Source organism: Streptomyces adustus (assembly GCF_009377175.1).
GTDB classification, from domain to species: Bacteria; Actinomycetota; Actinomycetes; order Streptomycetales; family Streptomycetaceae; genus Streptomyces; species Streptomyces adustus.
The window spans coordinates 16,603-31,968 of the sequence record NZ_VJZD01000011.1; the positions used below are offsets into that span (position 1 = coordinate 16,603).

Annotated in this window: 13 protein-coding genes and 1 tRNA gene; 10 read left to right on the forward strand and 4 right to left on the reverse strand. The window is 73.0% G+C overall.

Annotation, left to right across the window (positions count from 1 at the left end; all coding sequences use genetic code 11):
• Window positions 1–13: 13 nt before the first annotated feature.
• Together FNH09_RS04605 and FNH09_RS04610 are read right to left on the reverse strand one after the other, a co-directional pair.
• Window positions 14–532, reverse strand: coding sequence for an FHA domain-containing protein FhaB/FipA (locus tag FNH09_RS04605; protein ID WP_152885433.1), 519 nt, complete (start codon window positions 530–532; stop codon window positions 14–16).
• A 10-nt stretch (window positions 533–542) separates the two neighbouring features.
• Complete coding sequence (locus FNH09_RS04610) at window positions 543–1,391, reverse strand: FhaA domain-containing protein (RefSeq protein ID WP_152885434.1); 849 nt, start codon at window positions 1,389–1,391, stop codon at window positions 543–545.
• 459 nt (window positions 1,392–1,850) lie between these two features.
• Here FNH09_RS04610 and FNH09_RS04615 point away from each other — a divergent pair.
• The 5 genes from FNH09_RS04615 to FNH09_RS04635 all read left to right on the forward strand — a co-directional run bounded on the left by FNH09_RS04615 (window position 1,851) and on the right by FNH09_RS04635 (window position 6,617).
• Window positions 1,851–1,937 (forward strand) — tRNA-Leu (locus FNH09_RS04615).
• A 534-nt stretch (window positions 1,938–2,471) separates the two neighbouring features.
• Window positions 2,472–3,440 (forward strand): NAD-dependent epimerase/dehydratase family protein, encoded by a 969-nt coding sequence (locus FNH09_RS04620; protein ID WP_162468111.1) that lies wholly within the window; start codon window positions 2,472–2,474, stop codon window positions 3,438–3,440.
• 194 nt (window positions 3,441–3,634) lie between these two features.
• Window positions 3,635–5,197 carry a DUF2252 domain-containing protein gene (locus tag FNH09_RS04625; RefSeq protein ID WP_238426456.1) on the forward strand — a complete coding sequence of 521 codons (1,563 nt, stop codon included), beginning with the start codon at window positions 3,635–3,637 and terminating at the stop codon, window positions 5,195–5,197.
• A gap of 233 nt (window positions 5,198–5,430) precedes the next feature.
• Complete coding sequence (locus tag FNH09_RS04630) at window positions 5,431–6,228, forward strand: hypothetical protein (protein ID WP_162468112.1); 798 nt, start codon at window positions 5,431–5,433, stop codon at window positions 6,226–6,228.
• A 59-nt stretch (window positions 6,229–6,287) separates the two neighbouring features.
• A complete protein-coding gene (locus FNH09_RS04635) occupies window positions 6,288–6,617 on the forward strand; it encodes a rhodanese-like domain-containing protein (protein ID WP_162468123.1) in 330 nt (109 codons plus the stop codon).
• Window positions 6,618–6,661: 44 nt separating this feature from the next.
• On the opposite strand, the gene FNH09_RS04640 is transcribed toward FNH09_RS04635, so the two are convergent.
• Window positions 6,662–7,870, reverse strand: coding sequence for an acyl-CoA dehydrogenase family protein (locus FNH09_RS04640; RefSeq protein WP_162468113.1), 1,209 nt, complete (start codon window positions 7,868–7,870; stop codon window positions 6,662–6,664).
• Between the two features lie 408 nt (window positions 7,871–8,278).
• Between FNH09_RS04640 and FNH09_RS04645 the strand changes: the two genes are divergently transcribed.
• Genes FNH09_RS04645 through FNH09_RS04655 form a run of 3 tightly spaced genes read left to right on the forward strand, consistent with a single transcriptional unit; the run spans window position 8,279 to window position 11,293 of the window.
• Window positions 8,279–9,196 (forward strand): DUF5819 family protein, encoded by a 918-nt coding sequence (locus FNH09_RS04645; RefSeq protein ID WP_238426457.1) that lies wholly within the window; start codon window positions 8,279–8,281, stop codon window positions 9,194–9,196.
• Window positions 9,193–10,485, forward strand: coding sequence for an HTTM domain-containing protein (locus tag FNH09_RS04650; protein WP_162468114.1), 1,293 nt, complete (start codon window positions 9,193–9,195; stop codon window positions 10,483–10,485). The genes FNH09_RS04645 and FNH09_RS04650 overlap by 4 nt, the downstream gene beginning before the upstream one ends.
• A gap of 10 nt (window positions 10,486–10,495) precedes the next feature.
• Entirely contained in the window at window positions 10,496–11,293 is a 798-nt protein-coding gene (locus FNH09_RS04655; RefSeq protein ID WP_152885438.1) for a TrmH family RNA methyltransferase, read from the forward strand.
• A 51-nt stretch (window positions 11,294–11,344) separates the two neighbouring features.
• Here the strand turns inward: FNH09_RS04655 and paaN are convergent, their stop codons facing one another.
• The gene (paaN, locus tag FNH09_RS04660; RefSeq protein WP_152885439.1) at window positions 11,345–13,036 is read right to left on the reverse strand and encodes a phenylacetic acid degradation protein PaaN; all 1,692 of its coding nucleotides are present in this window, start codon (window positions 13,034–13,036) and stop codon (window positions 11,345–11,347) included.
• A 160-nt stretch (window positions 13,037–13,196) separates the two neighbouring features.
• Here paaN and FNH09_RS04665 point away from each other — a divergent pair, with 160 nt between their 5' ends.
• Both FNH09_RS04665 and FNH09_RS04670 read left to right on the forward strand, forming a co-directional pair.
• Entirely contained in the window at window positions 13,197–14,711 is a 1,515-nt protein-coding gene (locus FNH09_RS04665; protein WP_152885440.1) for a 3-hydroxyacyl-CoA dehydrogenase, read from the forward strand.
• Window positions 14,708–15,298 carry a TetR-type transcription factor C-terminal domain-containing protein gene (locus tag FNH09_RS04670; protein ID WP_162468115.1) on the forward strand — a complete coding sequence of 197 codons (591 nt, stop codon included), beginning with the start codon at window positions 14,708–14,710 and terminating at the stop codon, window positions 15,296–15,298. The genes FNH09_RS04665 and FNH09_RS04670 overlap by 4 nt, the downstream gene beginning before the upstream one ends.
• Window positions 15,299–15,366 lie beyond the last annotated feature (68 nt).

Sequence of the window (15,366 nt, forward strand, 5' to 3'; positions counted from 1 at the left end):
TCATGATGTAGCACTACTTCCGCAGCTCGATGACGGTCTTGCCGATGCGGATCGGCGCACCCGGCGCAATCGGCGTGGGAGTCGTCAGCCGGCTCCGGTCGAGGTACGTGCCGTTGGTGGAGCCCAGGTCCTCGACGATCCACTGACCGTCCCGGTCCGGGTAGATCCTGGCATGGCGGCTGGAGGCGTAGTCGTCGTCCAGCACGATCGTGCTGTCGTGCGCCCGGCCCAGGGTGATGGTCTGGCCCTGCAACGCGACGGTGGTACCGGTGAGGGTGCCCTCGGTCACCACCAGCTTGGTGGGGGCGTTGCGGCGCTGGCGGCCGGCGGCGGCCTGCTGGCGCTGCTGCGGAGGCGCCGCCGCCTGCCGGGCGGTCTGCGCCTGAGGCCGGGCGGCCTCCCGCCGCGCTCCGCGCTGGGTGACACGCGTACCGAAGAGGTCGCTGCGGATGACCTGCACGGCCACGATCACGAACAGCCACAGTACGGCCAGGAAACCCAGCCGCATGACCGTGAGGGTCAGCTCTGACATTGCCCCCGCTTCACCCTTCGGCTTGCCGGTAAATGATGGTGGTGCTGCCCACGACGATCCGCGAGCCGTCGCGGAGCGTAGCGCGGGTGGTGTGCTGCCCGTCCACCACGATGCCGTTGGTGGACCCGAGATCCTGGATCGTCGAGGGCGTTCCGGTCCGGATCTCACAGTGCCGGCGGGATACGCCGGGGTCGTCGATCCGCACGTCGGCCTCGGTGCTGCGGCCCAGCACCAGGGTCGGGCGGGAAATCTGGTGACGCGCGCCGTTGACCTCGACCCAGTAGCGGGTGCGCGCGCCGTGGGCCGCGCCGCCGGGCTGGCCCGCCTGCGGGTAGCCGTAGCCACCGGGGCGCGGACCCGCGCCGGGCGGCGGTGCGGCCGGCATGGGGGGCGCGGCGCCCGCGCCGGGCTGCGGGTACCCCTGGCCGCCCGGACGCCGGCCGCTCGCGGACGGGTCGGGGCCCTGGGGTGCCTGCTGGCTGCTGGACGAGGCGAGCGTACGGCTGCGCACCCGGTACAGGCCGGTGTCCAGGTCCGCGGCCTTCTCCAGGTTGACCTTGATCGGCCCCATGAAGGTGTAGCGCTGCTGCTTGGCGTAGTCGCGCACCATGCCGGCGAGCTCGTCGCCGAGCTGGCCGGAGTAGGGGCTGAGGCGCTCGAAGTCGGGCGTGCTCAGCTCCACGATGAAGTCGTTGGGGACGACCGTGCGGTCGCGGTTCCAGATCGTGGCGTTGTTGTCGCACTCGCGCTGGAGCGCGCCGGCGATCTCCACGGGCTGGACCTCGGACTTGAAGACCTTGGCGAAGGTGCCGTTGACCAGACCTTCGAGGCGCTGCTCGAACTTCTTCAGGACTCCCATGGGGCACCTCCTCCGTCGTTGCCGCTGTGCCTGTGCCTGTGCCTTGTCCGGTGCTTGTACTGCTCGTACTGCTTACTGATCGTATCCACGCGCTGCTCGATCGGCTGGTTCCCCCTGTCGGCTCGGTCGACGGGTGTCGACGCCTGCGAGCTTCCCTGCGGAACTCCCCTTCGAACTCCTCTTGCCCAGGATCGTAGAGGGGGCCGCAGACCAGTGTCCCGCACCCGACTGTGCACCCTGACCGGCTCCCGGTCAGACGCCCGGTACCGGTACGAGGTTGATACGTGAACCGATACGTGTCGAGACGTAGCCGCGGCGGCCCCGTCGTACCCGGTTGTGCCGCTGCTCACCGCCTGCCCAGGGGAAAGGGATGTGAACGCACCCCCGACCGCGTGCTAATGTTCTGCATGTCGGAAGGCGCCGCACCGAAAAGGAACGGAACCGGAAGACGCACCCAATGCGCGGGTGGCGGAATAGGCAGACGCGCTGGATTCAGGTTCCAGTGCCCGCAAGGGCGTGGGGGTTCAACTCCCCCCTCGCGCACCAGACGAAACGGTCGGTACCGATTAAGGTACCGGCCGTTTCGCGTATGTGGGCAGAAACACGGGGGCCGTTGCCGGGCCGGAGTATTCGACCGGGGCCGGCGGCAGGAGAGTGCGGGTTCCGAACCGTGGGCTCGGGGTCGCCGGTCGTCCGATCCCCGGTGTGGATCTTCACTCGTTCCGTTCTCGCGGACCGCGGGCGGATTGTGAGGAAGGTCTCAGTGCCCGGAAGGGTTGCTTCTTGCGGACGGGGACCCTTGACCGGGCCTCATGACGCCGATGGGTGCGTTCCGTGTCCGGGTCGCGTCCCGGAGTGACCGTGACGGGGTGTCCGTGGGGCGGGACTTGGCCGGTCCGGGGGCGCTTCGGCCGGGCCGACCGTCGACGGGGAGGGCCGTGGACGGTGTGAAGTGCTCCTGGGGCCTGGAGAGTTGAAGATCCTGCCGTCCCGGCCCGGTGCCCGGCGGAGGGCATTCTGTGTTCCGCAGTGTTCCGCAGTGTTCCGCAGGGGAGTTCTACGTCTCTTCCGGGGAGTTCCGTGTCACCCACCGTCCTGATCACCGGAGCGGCCGGGTTCGTCGGCCATCACGTGGCCGACGAGGCCCGCCGCCTGGGCGTGGACCTGCGGCTGATGCTGCATCGCAGGCCGCTGCCCGGCCCCGTCGGACAGCCGCCGCCCGGCGCGCGGGCGCCCATGACCTTCGAGGCCGACCTCGCCGAGCCCGGCTCGCTGCGCGGAGTGTGTGCCGGGGTGGACGTGCTGCTGCACTGCGCGGCGCGGATCGGCGGCAGTCCGCAGGACAACGAGCGCGTCAACGCCCGCGGTACGCGGGCCCTGGTCGACGAAGCCCGCCGGGCCGGGGTGTCCCGCATCGTCCAGGTCAGCACCGCGTCCGTCTACGGGCGGGGCACCTACCGCCGGGCCCGGCCGCAGGACCTGGCCCGCAACCCGCAGTCGCCGACCTCGGCTACCCGGGCCGTCGCCGAGGACGCCGTGCTCGCCGCGGACGGGATCGTGCTCCGCCCGCATCTCGTCCACGGTCCGGGCGACACCTGGTTCGTCCCCGGCCTCAGCGGCCTGCTGCGCGCCCTGCCCGGCACGGTCGAGGGCTGGCCCGCGCGGCTGTCCGCGGTCTCCGTGCACGACCTGGCCCGTCTGACGGTCCTGACGGGCCTCGCCCCGCGACGGAACCTGACCGCGTCCGTCTACCACGTCGCCCCCGTGGAGCCGGTGACCGTCCGGGACCTGCTGCGGGCGGTGGCCGACTGTGCCGGACTGCCCTGGCCCGAGCGGGATCTGACCGTCCACCAGGCCCGGAACCTGCTGCACGGCGAACCGCGTCTGCGGCACGCGCTCGACATGCTCGTCACCGACCACTGGTTCGACGGCGGGCCGCTTCGGTCCGACCTGGCCGCCGCGCCCGGACCGGACTTCGCCGAGTCCTTCTCCCGGTACGCCCCCTGGTACCGGACGGTGCTGGGCGGCGCTCGGAGCCGAGGCGCCTGAGCCGGGCCGAGCCGGCTGAGGCGGCCGGAGCGCCGGAGGCGAGGGGAGCCGAGGGCCGGCCCGCCCGGCGCCCGGAGTGGGTGTTCTGCGGGTGGTTGTCCACAGGGTCTGACGCGTTTCGGCCACCGGCGGTACGGTCAGCACGCATTGATGTTCATGGAAATTCGTGCGCGGGTGCGGGGGAGGCGGTCGTCATGACCGAGGTCGGTGCGGAGTTGGCGGAGCCGGTGGGGTCCGCCGGGTCGGCGGAGGCCGTCGGGGCCGCGGAGTCCGGCGTGGAACCGGTGGTGCCGGGGCAGTCGGCGCGTTCGGCGGTGTCGGACCGGGCGGTGGCGCAGGAACCGCCGACGGAGCAGGTGGCGCCGGTGGTGGCCCGGCGGCTGTCCACCGTGCGCGGCTTCGCCGCGTGGCCCGTCGAGGGGTCGCCCAAGGAGGAGGGGAAGGCGCTGCGGCGCCGGGTGCCCCGCGCGGCCCACGCCGAGCTGGACCTCGACGCGTCACGGCCCGACGCGGTCGCCGCGGTGGAGGAGTCCAACCAGGGCCGTATCGCGGAACTCACACCGATCCGGGTGGGCAGGATGGCGGCCACCCCGTTCGCGTTCCTGCGGGGTTCGGCGGGTCTCATGGCGTACGACCTGGCCCGTACGCCCATGACCGGGATCCGCGCGCAGATCTGTGGCGACGCGCACGCCGCGAACTTCGGTCTGTACGGCGACGCCCGCGGCGGCCTGGTCATCGACCTCAACGACTTCGACGAGACCGTGCACGGCCCCTGGGAGTGGGACCTCAAACGGCTCGCCGCCTCGCTGGTGCTCGCGGGCCGGGAGGCCGGCGCCGACGAGGACACCTGCCGCAAGGCGGCACGGGATGCGGTGGGCGCCTATCGCCGCACGATGCGCCTGCTGGCCAAGCTTCCGGTGCTGGACGCGTGGAACGCCATAGCGGACGAGGAACTGGTCTCCCACACCGACGCCCATGACCTGCTCGGCACCCTGGAGCGGGTCTCCGAGAAGGCGCGGGCCAACACCAGCGGGCGCTTCGCGGCCAAGTCGACCGAACCGACCGCGGACGGCGGCCGCCGCTTCGTCGACGCGCCCCCGGTGCTGCGGGGCGTCCCGGACGCCGAGGCCGCGGCGGTCGCCGCGGCTCTGGAGCCGTACCTGGGCACGCTCTCCGAGGACCGCCTCCCGCTGCTGGCCCGGCACGCGGTGCACGACGTCGCCTTCCGTATCGTCGGCACCGGCAGTGTGGGCACCCGGTCGTACGTGGTGCTGCTGCTGGACCATCGGGGCGAGCCCCTGGTCCTCCAGGTGAAGGAGGCGCGGGCGTCGGCCCTGGTGCCGCACCTGGTGAGCGCAGGGTTCGAGGTGCCCCGGGTCGAGCACGAGGGCCGGCGGGTCGTCCTCGGCCAGAAGCGGATGCAGGTCGTCAGCGACATCCTGCTGGGCTGGACGACGGTCGAGGGCCGACCCTTCCAGGTCCGGCAGTTCCGCAACCGCAAGGGAAGCGTCGACCCGGCCGCGCTCGCCGCCGACCAGGTCGACGACTACGGCCGGATGACCGGCGCCCTGCTGGCCCGCGCCCACTCGCACAGCGCCGACCCGCGCCTGATCGCGGGCTACTGCGGCAAGAACGAGGAGCTGGACGAAGCGATCGGCACCTTCGCCGTCGCCTACGCCGACCGCACGGAGGCGGACCACGCCCGGCTGGTGGCGGCGGTACGGACGGGCCGCATCCCGGCGGAGACGGGCGTGTGAGGCCGGGCGGGCGGGGACGCACGCGAGGCCGCCCGGCGGGCGGGTGAGGCCCGGCGGCGGCCGTGTGTGAGGGCCGGCGGGCGTGTGAAGCCCGGCGGCGGTCGTGTGTGAGGCCGTCCGCCGTTCCGGAACGCTCCGCGTGGGCCGCCGGGCCCCTGCCGGGAACCGGGTGCGGGCGGCCTGTCGCGGCCCTGTGGAACCGGACCGGCCCGACCGTGGCCTACGCTGTTCGGGTGACGACCCCGGAAGCTGAGCAGGCACGGCCCGAGGAGCGGCTGGAGCGGGCCGTACGGGCCGCCGAGCAGGCGCTGATCGAGTACGAGATCGCGGTGGAGACCTTCCGTGTGGAGGTCGAGAATTTCTCGCGCCTCCATCACCAGAAGCTCGGCCCGATGTACGCCCGGCTCGACGAGCTGGAAGCGCAGATCGCGGAGGCCAAGGCCGCCCGCACCGGCGACCCCGAGGATCTGCGCAAGGCGCAGGACGCCCGGGCGCGGGTGCTGCCGATGCCGGGGGTCGAGGAGCTGTTCCACGGCTGGATGGACGGCGACGGTCTGTTCCCCGAGGCCGTGGCGATGCTCACGGACCAGCCGGTGCGGCCCCCGCAGCGGGTGCGCCCCAGCGACGAGGTCCGCAAGCTCTACCGCGAGCTGGCCCGCAAGGCCCACCCGGACCTGGCCCAGGAGGAGGACGAGCGCCGACGGCGCGAGGAGTTCATCACCCGGGTCAACGCCGCCTACGCCCGTGGCGACGAGAACCTGCTGCGGGAGCTGGCCGAGGAGTGGGCGGCCGGTCCGGCGCCCGCAGAGCGGGCCCCCAGCCCCAGCGAGGAGCTCTACGCCCGCCTGGAGTGGCTGGCCGAGCGCAAGGAGATGCTCACGCACCTCGCGCGGGAGCTGGAGATCAGCGCGATCGGAGAGATGCTGCGGCTCGCTCCGGACGACCCCGACGCCCTGCTGGACGAGATCGCCGAGAAGCTCCTGGCCGATGTCGCCGCACGTGAGGCGGAGCTCGCCGAGCTGCTCGGGTAGCCCCGGTCGGGACTCGAGGCGCTTCGGGTAGCGTCGGTGGCATGAGTTTCGGAGCTGGTGTGCCCACGGTCGAGGTCACGGACCTCAAGGACGGCGACTTCCTGCTGGACGTCCGCGAGGACGACGAGTGGCTGGCGGGCCACGCCGAAGGAGCGCTGCACCTGCCCATGAGCGAGTTCGTGGCCCGCTACGGCGAGCTGACCGAGGCGGCGCCCCAGGACGGCCGCGTCCATGTCGTCTGCCGTTCCGGCGGGCGGTCGGCCCAGGTCACGATGTACCTGGTCCAGCAGGGCATCGACGCCGTGAACGTCGACGGCGGCATGCAGGTCTGGGCGGCCGCGGGCCGACCCGTCGTGACGGACGAGGGCCGGCCCGGACACGTCCTGTAGCGGTCCGGGGGTCTCGCGGTCCCGGAAGGCCCGCGGACCCGGGGTCAGCCGAGCGGGTGGGCGGCCAGCAGGTCGCCCAGTGCCTCCTCGTGGGCCGCCGCCGGACCGAGCGACAGCTCCAGATGCTTGGCCCAGGCGTGGTACCGGTGCAGCGGGTATTCGACGTCGGCGCCGAACCCGCCGTGCAGGTGCTGTGCCGTCTGCACGATCCTGCGCACCCCTTCCGAGGCCCAGATCTTGGCGACCGCGATGTCACCGGCCGTCGGCAGCGCGCCCTGCGTACCCGACGCGATCCGCCACGCGGCCTGCCACAGCGTGGCCTCCATCGCCCGCAGGTCGATGTAACGGTCGGCGGCCTGCACGGCGACGGCCTGGAAGGTGGCCACGGGGAAGCCGAACTGCTCACGTCTGCCGGTGTACTCGGCGGTCATCCGCAGCACGTTCTCGCCCAGCCCGAGCGCCAGCGCGCAGGTGCCCGTGGTCAGCAGCCCGCGCAGCCACTCCCAGGCGCCGTCGGCGTCGATGACGTCGGCCGACGCGATCCGCGCGGACTCCAGACGCACCTCGGCGAGCCGCTCGCCCGTGGTGGACACCTGCTCGGCGTGTACGACCCCCTCGTGACCGCGCGGGACCAGGGCGAGGATCGTGCGGCCGGGCTCGGCGTGGTCGGGGTCCACGCGGTCGGCTCCGGAGCGCGCGGCCAGGTGGGCGGGCACATGGGCGGGTACGACCGTGTAGTCCGCGCCGTGCGCCCACGGCACGGCCGTCTGGACCCCGTCGAGGATCCAGGTGTCACCGTCCCGGCGGGCGGTCACGGCGAGCTCGGCCGGATCGTGGCCGGTGCGGCCGTGCGAGGCGACGGTCAGGACGATCTCGCCGCGCCCCGCCGCCGTGAGCAGCGCGGTCTTCGGCGCCGCCGCACTGCCGGACGCCGGCCCGCCGTAGGCCTGTACGACCGCGGCGGCCGCGCAGCTCTCCAGCAGCGGTACCCGGGCCAGCGCCTTCGCCGATTCGCGCAGCACCAGGCACAGCGCGACGGCGTCCAGCCCGGCCCCGCCGTACGCGGGGTCCAGCAGCAGACTCAGCAGGTCCGCGTCGGCGAGCCTGGCCCACAGCGCCCGGTCGAAGTCGTCGGCGACGGCGGCCCCCCGGGTGAGTGCGGGGCTGGGCACCCCGTCGGGCGCGACCCCGGCGAACACCCCCTGTGCCGCCTCGGCCGCCGCCTGCTGCTCCTCGGTGAAGGTGAAGTCCACGGTCCCTGTCCTCCCACGCGCACCCCGGCCATGACGGGCCGGGCCGACGGCCTGATCTGACGGACCGTCAAGATAGAACAGGTTCTAGGAGAAGGGAACGGCGGGAGAGCGCCGCGTAGGGTGTCGGCCGCCGGGACGGCCGGTGAGTGCCCGCGCGAAGGGCGCGGTGGTGTCCATGGTGAGATGGGCGCCGACCCTCGGCGTCGCCGACCGGCCCGACCACCCGTCTGTTCGACCGACCGACGGTGCGCGGGCGTACGGAGCCCGCGACGGGTCGTACGGGGCTGTGCGGTGCGGGCGGGCCTGAGTAACGTTCGCGTGCGACCGCCGTGGGGCGGTGCGCGCGGGCGGTACGGTGCCCTGCGGCCGGGAGCCGGAACACGGACGGGGATCGGGGAACGGGGCGGAATGGATGCGTACGGCGCAAGGGACGCGGCCGGCGGTGGCGGGAGCGCCTCGCCCGAGCCGGGCACCCCACCTGCGCAGGGGACCGGGGTGACCGTGCGCGGGACCGAGGAGACGGATGCGGCGACGGCCGCCGGGCGCGAGCCGACGGAACCGGAGCACGCCGACCCCGCCGAGCCGACGGAACCGGAGCACGCCGACCCCGTCGAGCCGACGGAACCGGAGCGCGTGACGGAACCGGGCGACGTGACGATCGGGCCGCCGCCCGAGCCGCGTACCGATGTCGCCGCGCTCTCGCCCCGCTACCAGATAGCCGCCGCCCTGGCGCTCGCCGTCGTCGCGGTCACCGTCTGCGTGCACCTCGGCATGGTGTTCATGCACGTCGCCCCGTCGAACACGGTCACCAAGAAGCACGGCAAGGCGATCGAGGAGTGGATCTACCCGGAGTTCGAGCAGAACTGGAAGCTGTTCGCGCCCAATCCGCTCCAGCAGAACATCGCGGTCCAGGCCCGCGCCCGGGTCCGTACGGCGGCCGGTGAGATCCGCACCACCGACTGGTACGACCTGTCCGCCGAGGACGGGCGGGCCATCGACGGCAATCCGCTCCCGAGCCATGTCGACCAGAACGAGCTCCGCCGGGCCTGGGACTTCTTCACGGCGACGCACGACGCCGACAACCGGCCGGTGGGACTTCGCGGCAGCCTCTCCGAGTCGTATCTGCGCCGTATCGTCGAGCTGCGGCTGGACCGGGACGGCGCGGCCGGACAGGGCGGCACGGTCGACAGCGTCCAGGTCCGCTCCGCCACCACCAATGTGCGCCCGCCCGCGTGGAGCGGCGAGCGGATCTCGCTGAAGCCGATGTACCGGGTGCTGTCCTGGTGGTCGGTCCCGGCCGACGAGGCCGAGGGGGCCACGAAGTGAACCGCATCGCCCTGTCGGTGTCCGGCGGCATCGCCCGCGTCACCGGGTCGGCCCTCGGCCCGTACCAGACCGCCGTGATCCGCATCGGTTTCAGCGCGACCTGGCTGCTGTTCCTGCTGCGCGAGTTCCCGCACCGCCACGAGATGTACGGTCCCGACGCCCCGTGGGACTTCGGCCTCGCCCAGCAGCTGATCGGGCTCAACGGCGCCTTCACGGCGCTGATGTGGACGGACAGCCGGGTCTGGTTCGAGATCGTCTACGCGCTCGCCGTGCTGGCCGCCGCGCTGCTGCTGCTGGGCTGGCGCACGCGCGCGATGTCCGTGGTCTTCATGGTGGGCGTGCTGTCGCTCCAGAACCGCAGTGTCTTCATGGGGGACGGCGGCGACAACGTCCTGCACCTGATGTCGATCTACCTGGTGTTCACGCGCTGCGGCCAGGTGTGGTCGCTGGACGCGCGGCGGGCCCGGCTCGACCGGGAGGCACGCGCGCGCGGTGAGCGGGTGGTGGACCGGACCGGGCCGCTGTTGTGGGCGGCGCTCGGGGCGGTGCTGGTGGGGGTGACCGCCGCGGGGCGGCTGGGCGGCGATCCGACCGTGCCGGTGCTGCTGTGGACGGTGTGGACGGCGTCGGCTCTGTGGTGGGCCGTCACGCGCCGCGCGAAGTCGGCCGAGCCCCGGATGCTCCTCGACGTCGTTGCCAACATCGTGCACAACGGCGCGCTGCTCGTGATCATGGCCGAGGCCTGTCTCATCTACGCGACGGCCGGCTGGTACAAGATCCAGGGCTCGCGCTGGCAGGACGGCACCGCGGTCTACTACCCGCTGCACCTGGACTACTTCTCGCCCTGGCCGGCGCTGGCCGACCTGATGTCCGTCAGCGGCACGATCGTGATGCTCGTGACGTACGGGACCGTCATCGTGCAGGTCGCCTTCCCGTTCACGCTGTTCAACCGGCGGGTCAAGAACGTCCTGCTGGTGGTGATGATGACCGAGCACGCGGTGATCGCCACGGTGCTCGGACTGCCGTTCTTCTCGCTGGCGATGATCGCCGCGGACGCGGTCTTCCTGCCGACGTCGTTCCTGCGCCGGCTGGGCGACCGGACGGCACGCGCGTGGGGGCGGCGGCTGCCGCGCGGCGGGCCCGTCCTGCCGGCGCAGCGGGACCGGCACAGCGCCGACGCGGACGAGAAGAGCAGGGACGGCGGGGCCGGCAAGGACCCCGAGGACGGCAGGGACGGCGGGCAGGCCGAGGGGATCGAGGGCGCCGAGGCCGCCGGGGCCCCCGCGTAGGCTTCACGGCATGACCGATCCCGTCAGCGCCCGTCCGGAACCCGCGAGCGCCCGGCCCGGACCGGTGTCCGTCTGGCACCGGCTCGCCGACACCGCCGTGCTGCTCGACGGCTTCCACGCGCTCAAGCACGCGCTGCGCTTCGGGGCACGGGTGCCGGTGGCGGTCACCGCCGACCGGCGGGCGGCGCTGGCACTGGCGGCCGAGCTGGCCCCCGACGTACGGGACGCCCTGGACGCGCTGCTGACGGAGGTCCCGCAGGCGACGTACGCCTCGCTCGTCCCCCGCCCGCATCCCACCGCCGTGGCCGCCCTGGCCGTACGGCCCGCCCGTGAGGCGAACCTGGGCGCGTTGCGGCGGACGCCGCGTACCGCTCCCGTGGTGGTTCTCGACGATCCGCGCAACCTCGGCAACGCGGGAGCGGTGATCCGCCTCGCCGCCGGTTTCGGGGCGACCGGTGTGGTCACCACCGGCACGCTCGACCCCTGGCATCCCACGGTGGTGCGCGGCGGGGCGGGGCTGCACTTCGCGACCGCGGTGGAGCGGCTGACCGTGCCCGAGCTGCCGCCGGGGCCGCTGTTCGCCCTCGACCCGGAGGGCGAGGACATCCGTGGGCTGAAGCTGCCGGACGACGCGGTGCTGGCCTTCGGCTCGGAGCGCAGCGGCCTCTCCGCCGACCTGCGCGCGCGGGCCGACCACCTGCTGTCGCTGCCGATGCGCCCCCAGGTCTCCAGCTACAACCTCGCGACCAGTGTGGCCATGACGCTGTACCACTGGAGTCTCACCGGGGGCGCGCCCGGCACCCGCTGAGCGCGCCGCCCCGCGCCGGCGCACCCCATGGGCGCGCCGGCCCGCACAGGTCTAGGCCTGGCGCCGCACCTCCACCGTCCGGAACCGGTTGGCGACGAAAGCGCCGTCGGTGAGCGCCGCGTTGGCCGCCGGGTTGCCGCCGGAGCCGTGGAAGTCGGAGAAGGCGGCCGTCTGGTTGACGTACACCCCGCCGGTGAGGTTCAGCGAGAGCTGCGCGGCCTCCTCCAGGCAGACCTCCTGCACGGCCGACTCGACCTCGGTGTCCGTGGTGTAGGCACCGACGGTCATCGCGCCCTTCTCGCGGATCGTCCGGCGCAGCAGCTCCACCGCGTCCGCCGCCGAGTCCATGGCGACGGCGAAGGAGACGGGCCCGAAGCACTCGTTCATGTACGCGGCCTCGTCGTCCGGCTTGGCGCCGTCGAGCTTCACGATCACGGGCGTACGGACGACCGCGTCGGGGAAGTCCGGGTTGTCGATCTGCCGGGACGCGAGGGCGACCTCGCCGAGCCCCGCGGCCGCCTCCAGGCGGGCCTTCACGTCCGGGTTGACGATGGCGCCGAGCAGGGCGTTCGCGCGCGCGTCGTCACCGAGGAGACCGTCCACGGACCGGGCGAGGTCGGCGACGACCTCGTCGAAGGTCCGGTGGCCGTCCTCGGTGCGGATGCCGTCGCGGGGGATGAGCAGGTTCTGCGGGGTCGTGCACATCTGGCCGCTGTACAGCGACAGCGAGAAGGCCAGGTTGGAGAGCATGCCCTTGTAGTCGTCGGTGGACTCGACGAGCACCGTGTTGACGCCGGCCTTCTCCGTGTAGACCTGCGCCTGGCGGGCGTTGGTCTCCAGCCAGTCGCCGAACGCGGTGGAGCCGGTGTAGTCGATGATGCGGATCTCGGGGCGGGTGGCCAGGGTCTTGGCGATGCCCTCGCCGGGCCGCTCGGCGGCCAGGGCGACCAGGTTCGGGTCGAAGCCCGCCTCGGTGAGCACCTCGCGCGCGATCTGCACGGTGAGCGCGAGCGGCAGCACCGCGCGCGGGTGCGGCTTGACCAGCACCGCGTTGCCGGTGGCGAGGGAGGCGAACAGGCCCGGGTAGCCGTTCCAGGTCGGGAAGGTGTTGCAGCCGATCATCAGGGCGATGCCGCGCGGGACCGCGGTGAACTGCTTGCTGAGCGCGAGCGGGTCGCGCTTGCCCTGGGGCTTGGTCCACTCCGCGGTGTCCGGGGTGCGGACCTGCTCCACGTACGCGTAGGCCACCGCCTCCAGGCCGCGGTCCTGCGCGTGCGGGCCGCCCGCCTGGAGCGCCATCATGAAGGCCTGGCCGCTGGTGTGCATGACCGCGTGCGCGAACTCGTGCGTCCGGTCGCTGATCCGCTTGAGGATCTCCAGGCAGACCGCGGCGCGCAGCTCCGCGCCCGCGTCCCGCCAGGCTCCCTGGCCGGCCTTCATGGCGGGCAGCAGGACGTCCACGTCCGCGTGCGGGTAGGTGACGCCCAGCTCGACGCCGTACGGGGAGATCTCCCCGCCGACCCAGTCGTCGGTGCCGGGCTGGCCGAGGTCGAGGCGGGTGTTCAGGACGGCGTCGAAGGCGGCCTTGCCCGCCGCGGCGTCCAGACTGCCGTTCTCGCCGTAGGCCTTGGGGTGTTCGGGGTGCGGGGACCAGTACGCGCGGGTGCGGATGGCCTCCAGCGCCTGGTCGAGGGTGGGCCGGTGCTTGGCGATCAGCTCGTGGGCGGTCGATTCGGCGGCCATGCGGGACCAACTCCTCGTCTCAAGAACTCTTCGTCGAGCTCATGACCTGGGCAGAAACATGGGCAGGAACAGCTAGTCAGAGTTAGAGTAACCGAACGATCGGTCGGGACAAGGGGGTCCGCCGCATCTGTGGAAAACCCCGTGCGGGAGGATCGCGCACATGACAGCAATCGACCTGAACAGCCCCGTGGCCGTCGTCGGCACCGGCACCATGGGCCAGGGCATCGCCCAGGTCGCGCTGGTCGCGGGCCACACCGTACGGCTGTACGACGCCGTCCCCGGACGCGCGTCGGCGGCCGCCGAAGCGATCGGTGCCCGACTCGACCGGCTGGTGGAGAAGGACCGGCTGGGCGCCGCCGACCGGGACGCGGCGCGGGCCCGGCTGCGGCCCGCGGAGGAGCTCGCCGACCTGGCGGACTGCGCGCTGGTCGTCGAGGCGGTCCTGGAGCGGCTGGACGCCAAACAGGAGCTGATGCGCGACCTGGAGGCGGTTGTCGGCGACGACTGTCTGCTCGCCACCAACACCTCGTCCCTGTCGGTGACCGCGATCGGCGGCGCCCTGCGCAATCCCGGGCGTTTCGTGGGCCTGCACTTCTTCAACCCGGCGCCGCTGCTGCCGCTGGTCGAGGTGGTCTCCGGGTTCGCCACCGACGTCACCTCGGCCACGCGCGCGTACGAGACGGCCCGCGCCTGGGGGAAGACCCCGGTCGCCTGCGCGGACACCCCCGGCTTCATCGTCAACCGCATCGCCCGGCCGTTCTACGCCGAGGCGTTCGCGGTCTACGAGGCGCAGGGCGCCGATCCGGCCACCATCGACGCGGTCCTGCGCGAGTCGGGCGGCTTCCGGATGGGCGCGTTCGAGCTGACCGACCTGATCGGGCAGGACGTCAACGAATCCGTCACGCACTCCGTGTGGCAGGCCTTCTTCCAGGACGCGCGGTTCACCCCCTCGCTGGCCCAGCGCAGGCTGGTCGAGTCGGGCCGGCTCGGTCACAAGACCGGACAGGGCTGGTACGACCACCGGGACGGCGCGGAGCGCGCCGAGCCGCACACCGCGGAGAAGGCGCAGCCGCCCGCGTACGTGGTCGTCGAGGGCGACCTGGGCCCCGCCGCGGAGCTGGTCGCGCTGATCCGCGAGGCGGGCATCCAGGTCCGCGAGGAGGACGAGGACCACGGCACGCGACTGGTGCTGCCCAGCGGCGGCCAGCTGGCCCTCGCCGACGGACAGACGTCGGTCGAGTTCCGCGACGTCGTCTACTTCGACCTCGCCCTCGACTACCGCAGGGCCACCCGGATCGCCCTGTCGGCCTCGCAGGACACCGCCCCGGCGACGCTGGCCGAGGCCACCGGCCTGTTCCAGGCGCTCGGCAAGGACGTCAGCGTCATCGGCGACGTGCCCGGCATGATCGTCGCCCGTACGGTGGCCCGGATCGTCGACCTGGCGCACGACGCCGTGAGCAAGGGCGTGGCCACCGAGGAGGACGTCGACACCGCGATGCGCCTGGGGGTCAACTACCCGCTCGGCCCGTTCGAATGGAGCCGCAGGCTCGGCCGCAACTGGGCGTACGCCCTCCTCGACGACCTGCACCTGCGCGACCCCTGCGGCCGCTACGCGCCCTCCCTCGCGCTGTACCGCCACGCGTACGCCACCGACAAGCGGGAGGGGACCCCGTGACCACCGCCAAGCGCGACACGTACACCCCGGAGACGCTGCTGTCCGTCGCCGTCCAGGTGTTCAACGAGCGCGGTTACGACGGCACGTCCATGGAGCACCTGTCCAGGGCGGCCGGCATTTCCAAGTCGTCGATCTACCACCACGTCACCGGCAAGGAGGAGCTGCTGCGGCGGGCCGTCAGCAGGGCGCTGGACGAATTGTTCGGGATCCTCGACGAGGAGCACGCGCGCGTGGGGCGGGCCGTCGAGCGCCTGGAGTACGTCGTGCGTCGCATGGTCGAGGTGCTGATATCCGACCTGCCCTATGTGACGCTGCTGCTGCGGGTGCGCGGCAACACCGGCACCGAGCGGTGGGCCCTGGAGCGCCGCCGCGACTTCGACCACCGGGTCGCCGACCTGCTGAAGGCGGCGGCCGCCGAGGGGGACGTGCGCGTCGACATGGAGGGGCGGCTCGCGACGCGGCTCGTCTTCGGAATGATCAACTCGATCGTCGAGTGGTACCGGCCGGGCGGCGGCGGGACGACCGCGGGCGACGTGGCCGACGCGGTGGTGCGGCTGGTCTTCGGGGGACTGCGCAAGGCCGAGTGACGCGGCGGACGGCTCCGGGCCGGGCGGCGCGCCGGCTCGTCCCCGGGGCTCCGGGCGCCGGGCTCCGG